At 73.6% G+C, this 11842-nt stretch carries 9 protein-coding genes; 4 read left to right on the top strand and 5 right to left on the bottom strand.

The features are described from left to right. The 3 genes from Q1N79_RS06175 to bioB all read right to left on the bottom strand — a co-directional run. On the bottom strand, positions 1-894 hold an 894-nt coding region (locus tag Q1N79_RS06175; RefSeq protein ID WP_300605470.1), incomplete at its 3' end, for a DNA translocase FtsK 4TM domain-containing protein. Between the two features lie 543 nt (positions 895-1437). Continuing rightward, positions 1438-2214 carry a GNAT family N-acetyltransferase gene (locus tag Q1N79_RS06170; RefSeq protein WP_300605468.1) on the bottom strand — a complete coding sequence of 259 codons (777 nt, stop codon included), beginning with the start codon at positions 2212-2214 and terminating at the stop codon, positions 1438-1440. A gap of 298 nt (positions 2215-2512) precedes the next feature. Continuing rightward, positions 2513-3601 carry a biotin synthase BioB gene (bioB, locus tag Q1N79_RS06165; RefSeq protein ID WP_300605466.1) on the bottom strand — a complete coding sequence of 363 codons (1089 nt, stop codon included), beginning with the start codon at positions 3599-3601 and terminating at the stop codon, positions 2513-2515. A gap of 88 nt (positions 3602-3689) precedes the next feature. Here bioB and Q1N79_RS06160 point away from each other — a divergent pair, with 88 nt between their 5' ends. Together Q1N79_RS06160 and Q1N79_RS06155 are read left to right on the top strand one after the other, a co-directional pair. Then, positions 3690-4646 carry a D-2-hydroxyacid dehydrogenase family protein gene (locus tag Q1N79_RS06160; protein WP_300605464.1) on the top strand — a complete coding sequence of 319 codons (957 nt, stop codon included), beginning with the start codon at positions 3690-3692 and terminating at the stop codon, positions 4644-4646. Positions 4647-4767: 121 nt separating this feature from the next. Next, the gene (locus Q1N79_RS06155) at positions 4768-5784 is read left to right on the top strand and encodes an acyl-CoA dehydrogenase family protein (RefSeq protein ID WP_300605462.1); all 1017 of its coding nucleotides are present in this window, start codon (positions 4768-4770) and stop codon (positions 5782-5784) included. A 41-nt stretch (positions 5785-5825) separates the two neighbouring features. On the opposite strand, the gene Q1N79_RS06150 is transcribed toward Q1N79_RS06155, so the two are convergent. Beyond that, on the bottom strand, positions 5826-6653 hold the full coding sequence (locus Q1N79_RS06150) for an SAM-dependent methyltransferase (protein WP_300605460.1): 828 nt from the start codon (positions 6651-6653) through the stop codon (positions 5826-5828). A 144-nt stretch (positions 6654-6797) separates the two neighbouring features. Between Q1N79_RS06150 and Q1N79_RS06145 the strand changes: the two genes are divergently transcribed. Beyond that, entirely contained in the window at positions 6798-7814 is a 1017-nt protein-coding gene (locus Q1N79_RS06145; protein ID WP_300605458.1) for an ATP-binding cassette domain-containing protein, read from the top strand. Continuing rightward, positions 7811-8635 carry an ABC transporter permease gene (locus Q1N79_RS06140; protein ID WP_300605456.1) on the top strand — a complete coding sequence of 275 codons (825 nt, stop codon included), beginning with the start codon at positions 7811-7813 and terminating at the stop codon, positions 8633-8635. The genes Q1N79_RS06145 and Q1N79_RS06140 overlap by 4 nt, the downstream gene beginning before the upstream one ends. 301 nt (positions 8636-8936) lie before the next feature. Here Q1N79_RS06140 and Q1N79_RS06135 read toward each other — a convergent pair. Next, positions 8937-11842 (bottom strand): BTAD domain-containing putative transcriptional regulator (locus Q1N79_RS06135; RefSeq protein ID WP_300605454.1); only part of this gene is annotated, 2906 nt, incomplete at its 5' end.

Here is an 11842-nt window from a genome sequence, read left to right as displayed (position 1 = left end):
CTCCTCGAGCAGGTCCTCCCCGATCCTGGCCTCGCCGGCGCGGGCCGCCGCGCTGCCCACCGCGCCAGTGCCGTCGGCGCCGCCGGGTCCGACTCGGCGACCGCCCGGGCCGAGCACCGGGGTGTCGTAGGGCTTGACGTGCTCGCCCGCCTCGATCGCCTGCGGGCGGAGCCGGATCGACCGGCCGATCTCACCGCGCCCCGGGCCGTCCGCGCCGTAGGCGGCCTCGTCGCCGGCGTGCTCGCCGTCCGGCTCGCCGCTTGCGAAGCCGAACACCACCCCGAGCTCACGCAGCCTGGCCGGCACCTGCCGCACCGGCGTGCCGGTGATCACGAGCACCCCGAAGCCGGCGACCAGGCCGAGCAGCGGCGTCGCCACCCAGGGCGTGAGCAGGGCCACCAGCGGCGCGGAGACCGCGTAGCCGACGAACCCGCCCGCGGTCCTGATCGCGCTCACGCCGTCCGACGGGTGCGGTGTGCCCTTCGCGATGTGGATGAGCCCGATCACGCCGATGAGCAGCGCCGCCCAGCCGATCGCCGCGCGCGACGTTTCTGAGTTCCGGTCCGGATGCCGCATGAACCGCCATCCCAGCAGCGCCAGCAGCAGCGGCAGCGTGAACGCGCCCTCGCCGAGCGCGCCGCTTGTCAGGTCGTAGATCGCCCGGCCCGCGGGGTTGTCCATCCGCACCCACACCGCGGCCGCGAACACGATCGCCAGGGCGAGGCAGAACAGTCCCACGCCGTCCCGCCGGTGATCAGGGTGCAGGTCCCGCGCGGTGCGGCCGACCCGGCGCACCGCGAACCCTACCGTTCCCGCGACCAGCATCCAGCCCGCCGCGACCGTCAGGTAGATCCACCGGGCGAGGATCACGACGGGGTTGTGGCTACGGGGCACCGCCCGCTTGCCCGCCGCCGCCTTCTTCCCGCTGGCACCGGAACGGCCCGCATTTTTCCCCGAACGACCCGTCGCGCCTTTCCGCTTCCCCCGGGGGGCCGAGCCCCCCCGGCGACCCGCCATCGGGGAGACTGCGCGTCCCCCCATGCCCCCCGCGGGGGCACTGCCCGTCCCCCCTTTGACCCCGCGGGCCGTCCCGCCTTTCGCCCCCCTGGCCGTCCCTGCATTTCCCCTGGGCACCCGTGGCCGGGCGCCGTCAGGCGGCGGGCTCGGGAGTATGACCTCGGCCGAGTCGTCGTAGGAGAACTCGTCGCGGGTAGCGTCTGCCCGCCCGCCGCGCGGGCGAGCCGGGCCCCTGGGCACACGGGTAGCCATGATGACAAACGTAACGAGAACCCTGCCGTTACCGAAGCACCCGCTCGCTCACGGCGTGTCGCCGCAGGTGCGGCGCATAAGCGCTGTTGCACAAGGAGACTTAAGCCGCGACGGCGGCCCGCGTCCCGGCTGCGGGTAAGGCGGCGGGTGGCAGGCGGGTGATGGCGGCTACGTCGGGGCGATCCGGTAGTGAAAGCGGTGGGAGTACGCGAAACCGCAGTGCTCGTAGAGGTTCGCCGCTGCCGTGTTCCCGGTGTCTACCTGCAGGAACACCCGTGTCGCGCCGCGTTGCGCGGCTTCGGCGCAGATGGCGAGCGTGAGCAGCCTGCCCAAGCCCATTCGGCGCCATTGCGGGTCGACCTCGACCGCGGTGATCCCGGCCCAGGCCCCGGTGATCGACAGCCGGCCGATCGCGACCGGTTCGGCGCCGAAGCGGATGCTCGCGAACGCCTGGGCCTGCGCCGACACGAGGATCGCGCGAAGGGCCGGCGAGCGGTTCGGTTGGCCCCGGTAGCGGTAAGCCCCGAGCCAGGCATCGTCAGGGACCGCGTCCACGCGGAACTCGGCGTGATCGGGAAGCTCCGGCGGCGCCGGCAGCCTGCCAAGGCCGGCCGTCATCACGAAGGCGGGACCCGGGCGAGTCACCCATGCTCGTTCGGACAACTGATTGTCGAGGTGGTGCAGAGCCGAGCCTTCCGCACCGGCCTCGCCACCCGCTAGCGGGAGCGGTACGGCGATCATGGGCGGCAGTCCCCGCGCGCGGTACCAGCGGCGCACGGCGGCGAGGGCATCGTCGAGCGGCAGGCCCGGGTCGCCGAGGGGGAGCGCCGAGTTCGCGCGCCCGGTGAAGCCGGCGGCCGCGCGGAGCAGCCACTTCCCCAGCCACTCCTCCTCCGACGCTCGCCAGTGCATGGCGGCCATCCGCTCGAGTTCGATGATCCCCATCGCGCCATGATCGCGCAGCGGCGGCCCGCCTGCCGTGCGGCGCCGTAGCTCCGACTCACGCGCGGGCGCGAGTTCGCTTGGTGAAGAGCCGGTGCCGGGCCGCTGGCGTGCGACTTTGCACACTCCATGACGATTTCCTGACCGTTATGGGCGATTTGTCCATGCAAGGAGTGTGCGAAGTGGCACTTGCGGGACTGGTGGGGCGCCGGGGAAACCGCTTCGCCGCGGTCGGCCCACCGGCCTGGCGCGGCGCGGGCCGTGGCGACGGGACCCCGCAACGGCCGCGTCGCCTGCGTCGCTAGGTGTTGGCGGGGAGGGAGGTGCCTGGGCCGCGGCGGCGGATGTGCACGAGATCGGGACGCGGGGTGGCGGGGGCCGTGGCGGCGGGGGCCGCGGCGGCGGGGGCGGCGGGGGCGCCTTCGACGGTGAAGCCGGCGTCGGCGATCATCGCCAGGTCGGCGCGGCCGGGCTGGCCCTCGCTGGTCAGGTAGTCGCCGAGGAAGATCGAGCTGACGACGTGCAGCGCCAGCGGCTGCAGGGTGCGCAGGTGGATCTCGCGGCCGGCCCCCAGGCGGACCTCGGCGTCCGGGCAGACGAAGCGCACCATCGCCAGGATCCGCAGGCAGCGCTGCGGGGTGAGGTTCCACTGGCCGGCCAGCGGGGTGCCCTCGAAGGGGACAAGGAAGTTCACGGGGACCGAGTCCGGCTCGAGCGAGCGGAGCGCGAACGCGACGTCCACCAGGTCCTCGTCGGTCTCCCCCAGGCCGGCGATCAGGCCCGAGCACGGGGAAAGGCCCGCCTCCTTGGCTACGGTCACCGTGGACACCCGGTCCGCGTACTCGTGCGTGGAGCAGATGTCCGCGTAGTGGCCGCCCGAGGTGTTCAGGTTGTGGTTGTAGGCCGTGGTGCCCGCGGCGCGCAGGCGCTCCGCCTGCCCGTCGGTGAGCAGGCCCAGGCAGGCGCACACCTCCACGTCGGGATGCCGCGCCCTGACGGCGGCGACCGTGTCGCACACCCGGTCGACATCCCGGTCGGTCGGGCCGCGGCCGCTGGCGACCAGGCAGACGCGCCGGGCGCCGCCGGCCACGCCTGCCGCCGCGCTCGCGACCACCTCGTCGGTCTTCAGCCATGTGTACTTGAGCACGTCCGCGGCCGAGCCCACGCGCTGGGAGCAGTAGAAGCAGTCCTCCGGGCACAGCCCGCTCTTGATGTTGACCAGGTAGTTCAGCTTGACCCTGCGGCCGAAGAAGCGGCACCGGACGCGGAACGCGGCCGCCACGACGTCGAGCAGCTCGTCGTCGCCGCTGGCGAGCACCGCCAGCGCCTCCTGCCTCGTGGGGAGCTCACGGTCCAGGGCCTTGTCGGCGAGGGTGTCCAGCCAAGTCATGGGACAGACCGTATCAGCCGGGTCGCCCGTGCTGACTGCGGACGGGCGCGGCGGATAGAGTCGCCACGGACCGTTTGGAGGAATTGACTTGCGCATCGCCATCCTCGACGACTACCAGCGGGTGGCCCTGGCCAGCGCCGACTGGACGGCCCTGGACGCGGCGGAGGTGACGCCGTTCCACGCCCACATCGCCGACACCGCCGACCTGGTGGCCGAACTGCGGCCGTTCGACGTCATCGTGGCGATGCGGGAGCGCACCCCGTTCACCGCCGAGCGCATCCGGCTGCTGCCCGGGCTGCGGCTGCTGGTCACGACCGGGATGGCGAACGCGTCGATCGACCTGGCGGCGGCGGACGCGGCCGGCGTGACCGTGTGCGGCACCCGCGGCAGCGCCGGGGCCACCCCCGAGCTGACCTGGGCGCTGATCCTGGCGCTCGTCCGGCACGTGCCTGAAGAGGACCGGCGGATCCGCGCGGGGGGCTGGCAGCAGACGGTGGGGTTCGGGCTGCGCGGCCGGACGCTTGGCGTGGTGGGGCTGGGCACCATCGGCCGGCGGGTGGCGGCGGTCGGGCTGGCGTTCGGCATGGAGGTGCTCGGGTGGAGCCAGAACCTGTCGCCGGCGGTCGCCGCGGAGGCTGGCGTGAGCCCGGTCGGCAAGGACGAGCTGTTCGCCGTCAGCGACGTGATCACCGTGCACTACAAGCTGAGCGAGCGTTCGGCCGGGCTGATCGGCGCGCGCGAGCTGGGGCTGATGAAGCCCACCGCGTTCCTTGTGAACACCTCCCGCGGGCCGATCGTCGACGAGGACGCTCTGCTCGCATCCCTGCACGCCGGGGCTATCGCGGGTGCCGCGCTTGACGTCTATGATGAGGAACCGCTGCCGGGGGGACATCCGCTGCGCGTGGCCCCGCGGACAGTGCTGACCCCGCACGTGGGATATGTGACCGATGATGGATACCGGGCGTTCTACGGCGACGCCGTCGAGGACATCGCCGCCTTCGCCGCAGGGCGCCCGGTGCGCGTCCTCGGCACGGGTCCGCGCTGAGGCGGAGAGCGCGGATCGTTGTGGTGTCCGAACAAAGCATATATTTCCCATCAACAAAGTTGACTTATCTTTGCTTGCGTGATGTCCTTGACGGAGCAATCTCCAGGGAGGGAACCGGTCCATGGCAGCGATCAGGCCTCGTGACCTGCTCTCCGACGGACTGCTGGAGCGGCTTGGCGGGACGCTGAGGGACTCGGGCGGGCTGCCGGACAGCATCCCGGCCGGCGCGGATGTCGCCGCGGCAATGACCAGGGACATCGCCAAGCTCGGCGACGTCGGCTACCTGAACGTCGCGCTGCCGGCCGAGTTCGGCGGGCTCGGCTGCACGCTGCGCCAGGCGGCCTGCGGCCAGCGCCGTCTTGCCAGGCATGCGCCGCTCACCGCGCTGGCGGTCAGCGCCCACCTGTACTGGACCGGCGCGGCGGCGGACGCCTACCGGGCCGGGGACAACTCGGTCAGGTGGATCCTGCTCGAGGCGGCGCGCGGCGCGCTGTTCGCCGCCGGGCACGGCATGCCGGGCGGCGACCTGCAGTTCGCGGCGCCGCTGTCGCGGTGCGAGCCGGCCGGGGCGAGCGGCTACCGGTTCAGGAACCCGGCGGTGCTGGCCTCGCTGACACCGGCGTGGGACTGGGCAGCCGTGCACGCCGTGACCGGCGACGGCCGGGGCCGCCCCGACGCCGTGCTCGCGTTCGCCGGGCGTGGCTCGCGATGTACGCCGGCGGCGTTCCGGCTCGCGCGGGTGCAGCCCGCGGGCACGCCCGGTGACGTCTTCATCACCAGCGCGCTCGGGTGGGGGCACGCGATCTTGGCGAGCGTGCAGTACTCGGACGCCCGGCGCGCGTTCAACCAGGCCATCGAGACCGTCGTCACGCACCAGCCCGCCATGACCGGCGCCGACGGCGGCCACCCGCTCGACCAGTGGCCGGTCGCCGAGGCCGGCCTGCGGCTCGACGGGATGAAGGCCAAGATCGCCGAGATCACCCATCCGTGGCCGCGCGTTCCCGGGCAGGAGCCCGACCTGGGCGGGCAGCGGCTGATCGCCATCTTCACCATGCGGCACGAGGTCGCCGAAGGCGCCAGGCTGGTGCACGGCCTGACCGCGCAGATCGCGGACGCCGCGGCGGTCGCCGCGCGCTGACGGGGCCCGGGCCGGCGCGCGCTGAACGGCCGCGCCGCAGGTCAGGGCTTGCGGCCGACGCCGCCAAGCATGAGCGTGCTGCCCGTGTCAAGCGGCAGCGGCACCGGCTCCTCGGGACGCCACAGCGGCAGGAAGACCACGCCGGGCTCCACGAGGTCGAGGCCGTCGAAGAACCGCACGATCTGCTCGCGGCTGCGCGTCTGCCCGCGGCCGAGGCTCTGCCGCAGCACCTGCTCGTTCGCCCGGGCCTCCGCGGAGGCGTCGCAGAAGTGAGTCAGCTGCATGTAGCTGCCTGGTACCAGCGCCTCCTTGTACCTGGAGACGATGCCGTAGGGGTCCTCCTCGTCCAGGACGTGGTGGATGACCGCGTTGAGGATCAGGCCGACCGGCTGGGCGAAGTCGAGGAAGTCGGCGACCCCTGGCGTCGCGAGCAGCTTGTCCGGGTCCCTGACGTCGCCGAGGACGACGGTGGTCGAGGCGTTGTCCACGAGCAGCGCCAGGCCGTGGATGTAGGCGCTGTAGTCGTTGTCCACGTACACCACGCGGGCGGCGGGGTTGACCGCCTGGGCGATCTGGTGGGTGTTCTGCGCGGTGGGCAGGCCGGAGCCGAGGTCGAGGAACTGGGCGATGCCCAGGCCGGACATGAACCGCACGGCGCGCCCAAGCGCCGCCCGGTTGAGGCGAGCTCCGCTGCCGCCGTCGCCCATCGCCCTGACCGCCTGCTCGGCGACCGCGCGGTCCACCGCGAAGTTGTCCTTGCCGCCGAGGATGGCGTCGTAGACCCGCGCCACGCTTGGCTTGGTCGTGTCGATCTCCGGCGGGACATACGTGGGGTCAACCTTGGCCCACGCCATGTCGCTGTCCGCCATGCCGGGCCTCCCTGACTGCCGCGAATGGGATGTGCTCTCCGCCGCATAATAGCCGGGTCGGCCGGTGCGCGGGATGACAGCGGCGCGGGCGGGGTGACAGCGGTTCGTGCGGGGTCTGACAGCGGACGGGTGGACCATGGCGGTATGGCAGAAGAAACCTACGCCGTTGAGGCACGCGGGCTCGTCAAGCGGTTCGGCAAGACGACCGCGCTGGCGGGCGTGGACCTGACGGCGCGCGCGGGGACCGTGCTCGGCCTGCTCGGGCCGAACGGCGCCGGCAAGACGACCGCCGTCCGGATCCTCGCCACGCTGCTTCGGCCGGACGGCGGCGAGGCGCGCGTCTGCGGGTACAGCGTCCAGCGCGACGCGCACCGGGTGCGGCAGCTGATCGGGCTCACCGGGCAGTACGCGTCGGTGGACGAGGGCCTGTCGGGGACCAACAACCTGATCATGATCGGGCGGCTGCTCGGCATCTCGCGCGCCGCCGCGCGCGCCCGTGCCGCCGAACTGCTCGAGCGCTTCGAGCTGTCCGACGCGGCGGGACGGATCGTGAAGACCTATTCCGGCGGGATGCGGCGCAGGCTGGACCTGGCCGCCAGCCTGGTCGGGCGGCCCCGGGTGCTGTTCCTTGACGAGCCGACGACCGGGCTCGACCCGCACAGCAGGAACGAGGTGTGGGCGATGATGCGCGGCCTGGTCGCGGACGGCACGACCGTGCTGCTCACCACGCAGTACCTGGACGAGGCGGACCAGCTCGCGCACGACATCGCGGTCATCGACCACGGGACCGTGATCGCGACAGGCACGCCCGATGAGCTGAAGGCCAGGACCGGCCAGCAGGTGCTCGAGGTCACCCCGGCCGACCGCGCCAGCCTCGGCGCGGTCGCGGCGCTGCTCGCGGAGTTGACGGCGGCGGTGCCCGTCGTCGGCGAGGAGTCGGGGCGGGTGACCGTCCAGGTCGCCGACGGCAGGCAGCTGCCGGTGATCGTCCGCGCACTCGACGACAGGGGCATCGAGCTCAGCGAGTTCGCGCTCCGCAGGGCCAGCCTGGACGAAGTCTTCCTGGTCCTCACGGGGCGCCGCGAGCCCGAGGCCGGGGCCGGCGAGCCCGAGGCCGGCGACGACCTGCAGGTACCGGAGATGAACGGGAGCTCCCGATGACGACGACGTTCGCCCCCGCACCCGCCCCCGCACCGGCCCGCCGGCTCAGCCCCGTGACGGGCCTGCGGAACTCGTTGACGCTGACCTGGCGCAGTGTGCTGAAGATCAAGACGAACGCCGAGGACCTGTTCGGGCTGAGCCTGACGCCGATCATGTACCTGCTGCTGTTCACCTACGTGTTCGGCGGCGCGATCTCCGGGAACACCCACACGTACCTGCAGTTCGAGCTGCCGGGCATCCTCGTGCTCACCGTGGTGTTCGCCACCCTGGGCACCGGCTTCATGCTCAACCAGGACATCACCACCGGCGTCTTCGACCGGTTCCGCAGCCTGCCGATCGCCCGCTGGGCGCCGCTGGCCGGGGCGGTGCTCGGCGACATGGTCCGCTACGTCATCTCGGTCGCGGTGACGCTCGGCTTCGGGATGATCCTGGGGTTCCGCATCGGCACCAGCCCGATCTCGGCGGCCGCCGGCTGCCTGCTGCTGCTGTTGTTCGCCCTCGCCATGTGCTGGTTCTCCGCGCTGATCGGGCTGCTGGTGAAGACGCCGCAGTCGGTCCAGCTCTTCGGGTTCCTCGCGATGTTCCCGCTGGTCTTCGGCAGCAACCTGCTGGTGCCCTTGACGACGATGCCGGGCTGGCTGCAGGCGTTCGTGAAGGTCAACCCGATCACCTACCTGACCGAGGCGGAACGCGCCCTGCTGGCCGGCGGCCCGGCCGCCGGCCCTGCGGCCGGCCCGGTGGTCAAGTCGCTGCTGTGGGCGCTGGGCATCTTCCTCGTGTTCGCCCCGCTCGCGGTGGCCGCCTACCGCCGCCGGACCTGAGCCGGCGGCGGCCGGCCTAGCCAGATGACCGGGGACAGCTGAGAGAGCCTGCCCGGTAATAACCTGCCAGTCCGGGGACCGCTCCGGGCTGGCACGGTCCCGGCGGCTATCGGCGGTGGGGCCCCCGCCGCCAATAGGCTTGGCGCTGGGGGCCCCACCGCCAGCACGCGCGGCAACCGCAAGCGGGACTAACTACCTTAATCCGGACAAATCGTCCGAATGGGTACCACCCGCCAGGCGGGACCGTCGAACTCTGGAGACCAGGTGCACGTGGCAGCCCCTTGTGACGGTCGCGGCTCGGTCAGCCGGCTGATATGGTCCGCGCGGTCAGCTCAAGCGCCTGGTCGCGGCTGAGTTCCCTGCCGCGGGAGTAGGCGGCGTCGAACCCCGGCTCGCCGAGTGCCCGCCTGGCCGCCGCCCGCACCCGCGGAGCGGCCAGGCTGCTCTCGTCGAACGCGCCGCGGATCGAGTGGGCGGCGCCGAGCAGCGTGGCGGCCAGGTCCGCGCCGGCGCCCGGGTCCGCGCCGGCGGCGCGCCTGCCGTGGAGGGCGAGCGCGGCCGCGGCGTCGATCAGCGCGGCCAGCGGCGGGAGCTCCACCCAGTCGCGGGCGGCGGGCAGCGCCGCGGCGAGCAGCTCCCGGCAGCGGGCCGTGTCGCCTTCTTCGAGCACGACCAGGGCGAGCCTCGTCTCGACCTGGGATCGCAGCGACAGCCACCACCGCGCCTGCCTGTTCTTCAGCGATGCCAGCGCGAGCTCGCAGCTGCGCGCCGCCGCGGGCAGGTCCCCCGCCCGCCAGGCCAGCTCGGCGCGCGTGAGGTGAAACCACTCACTCGCCAGGACCGCGGCGTGCCCGGCCGCGGAACGCTCGCCCCGGCGCAGGTCGTCATCGGCGCGGTCGATGTCGCCTGCCCGCGCCCGCGCGACGGCCAGCATGCCGGCGATGTACGCCATGTCCCCCCACGCGTCCAGCGTGCGGCCGATCTGCTCGGCTTCTTCGAGCGCGGCCACCGCCGCCGCGTGATCCGCGCGCAGCTCGGCGAACTCGGCGAGCTGCATGAGCGACATCGCGACCCCCCACGCGTCGCCGATCGACCGGAACTCGGCAAGCGCCGCCGCGCAGTCGGCTTCCACGCCGTCCAGCTGGCCGAACATGGCGGTGTAGGCCGAGCGGAACATGCGCGCGGCGGCCCGCAGCCAGGGATCGTCCGCAGTGGTGTACCCACCGATCAGGGCGAGGGCGCCAGCGGCGTCACCGTCGTAGATGGCCACCATGGATTCGCCCATCGCGGCGATCGGGTGGATGGCCGCGCTGCCCGCGGCGCACCTGTGCATGCTCGCGAGCGCCTCGGCGAGCGGCTCCCGGACGGCGTCGATCTCCAGGGACGCGCTGATCGACATGACCGCGCACACCACCCGCGCCTCGGCGATCAGCAGCGACTCGGCGGGCGGCGGCAGCTGCAGGACCTCGCGGGCCAGCGTGTCCCCCTCGCCCCGACCGCGCTGGATCCAGTAGTAGCCGAGCGCCCGCACGAAGCGCAGCGCGCCGGGCGCGTCGCCGCGGCCGATCGCCCAGCGCAGGGCCGCGTACATGTTGTCCTGCTCCGCGGTCAGCTCGCGGAACCAGCGTGCCTGCTCGGCGGTGCGCAGCAGCGGATCGGCGGCCTCGGCGAAACCCAGGTAGCAGGCGGCGAACGCGTCCCTGACCGCGGTCTCCTCCCCCGCTGCCGCCAGCTGCTCCAGGCCGTAGGCGCGCACGGTCTCCAGCATGCGGTACCGGGACCCGGAAGCGCCCGCGCCGTCGGCCACGGTGAGGATCGACTTGCCGACAAGGCCGGACAGCGCGGGCAGCACGGCCGCACCGGACAGCCCCGAGCCGGCGCACACCTGCTCGGCCGCGGCCAGCGTGGCGCCGCCCGGGAAGACCGCCAGGCGCCGTGCCAGCACGCGCTCCGGCTCCGACAGCAGGTTCCAGCTCCACTCGACGACCGCGCGCAGCGTCTGGTGCCTGGGCAGCGCGGTCCGGCTGCCGCCGGTGAGCAGCGCGAACCGGTCGTCGAGCCGTTCGGCCAGCTGGGCGGGCGTCAGCGTGCGGGACCAGACCGCCGCCAGCTCGATGGCCAGCGGCATCCCGTCAAGCGCCCGGCAGATCCGCGCCACCGCGGGCGCGTTGCCCGCGTCGACCGCGAAGGACGGCAGCACGGCGGCCGCCCGGTCGCGGAACAGCCGGACCGCCGGATAGAGGGAGATATCGCCGGCCTCCGCTCGGGGAGCGCCAGGGACGGCGGGGGCGGCGGGGGCGAGCGCATCCGGGGCGCCAGGGGCGCCCGGATCCGCGGCATCGGCCGCGGATCCGGGCGGGACGGGAGGGACGGCCAGCGGGGAGACGACCCAGAGGGTCTCCCCGTCGATGCGCAGCGGCTCCCTGCTCGTCGCCAGGATCCGCACCCGCGCGCAGCCGGCCAGGACCCGCCCGGCCAGCCGGGCGGCCACCTCGATCACGTGCTCGCAGTTGTCGAGGACCAGCACCGCGTCCCGGCCGGCGAGCGCGTCGCAGAGCCGGTCCACCGGGTCGGCCGCGCCGGCGTCCGCGCCGTGCCGGGCGATCACCCGCTCGCGCAGGCCGAGCGCGTCGAGCACCGCGTACGGCACCTCGGCGGGCTCGCTGACCGGGGCCAGCTCCGCGAACCACGCCGGAGCGCCCTGCCGGGCAGCCGCCTCGGCCGCCAGCCGCGTCTTGCCGACGCCACCGGGCCCGGTGAGCGTGACCAGCCGTTCCTCCGCCAGCTTCTTCAGCACGCCGCGGACGTCGTCGTCCCTGCCGACGAAGCTGGTCGGCGGGCGCTGCCCGCCGGAAAGCCGGCCAGCGCCCGCCGGCGCAGGAGCTGGCGCCGGGGCAGCCGCCGCTGTCCGTTCGGGATAAAGGGAAGGAGCGGCGGCCGCGACGGGTGGCTGGCGCGGGACCTCCTGCCGGAGTACGGCGAGGTAGACCTCCTCGAGCTGGGGAGACGGGTCGACCCCGAGCCGGTCGGCGAGCAGCTCCCTTGCCTGCGCGTAGACGGCGAGCGCGTCGGCCTGGCGGCCCGCGGCGGCCAGCGCCCGCATGAGCAGGGCACGCGGGCGCTCGGCCAGCGGGTCGGCGGCGGTCAGCTCCCGCAGCTCGCCGATCAGGCCGCTCGCCTCGCCGAGCGCCAGGTCCGCCCCGATCC

It is taken from the genome of Trebonia sp., from assembly GCF_030042015.1.
In the GTDB taxonomy this organism is placed as follows: Bacteria; Actinomycetota; Actinomycetes; order Streptosporangiales; family Streptosporangiaceae; genus Trebonia.
The sequence above is the reverse complement of the archived record's forward strand: the minus strand, read 5'-3'. Positions and strand labels throughout refer to the sequence as shown.

Bases quoted from the DNA above. Each gene is read 5' to 3' on its own strand.
- bioB (WP_300605466.1), bottom strand. From the start codon at position 3,601: ATGACTTGGCTGGACACCCTCGCCGACAAGGCCCTGGACCGTGAGCTC.
- Q1N79_RS06170 (WP_300605468.1), bottom strand. From the start codon at position 2,214: ATGGGGATCATCGAACTCGAGCGGATGGCCGCCATGCACTGGCGAGCG.
- Q1N79_RS06145 (WP_300605458.1), top strand. From the start codon at position 6,798: ATGGCAGAAGAAACCTACGCCGTTGAGGCACGCGGGCTCGTCAAGCGG.
- Q1N79_RS06150 (WP_300605460.1), bottom strand. From the start codon at position 6,653: ATGGCGGACAGCGACATGGCGTGGGCCAAGGTTGACCCCACGTATGTC.
- Q1N79_RS06140 (WP_300605456.1), top strand. From the start codon at position 7,811: ATGACGACGACGTTCGCCCCCGCACCCGCCCCCGCACCGGCCCGCCGG.
- Q1N79_RS06155 (WP_300605462.1), top strand. From the start codon at position 4,768: ATGGCAGCGATCAGGCCTCGTGACCTGCTCTCCGACGGACTGCTGGAG.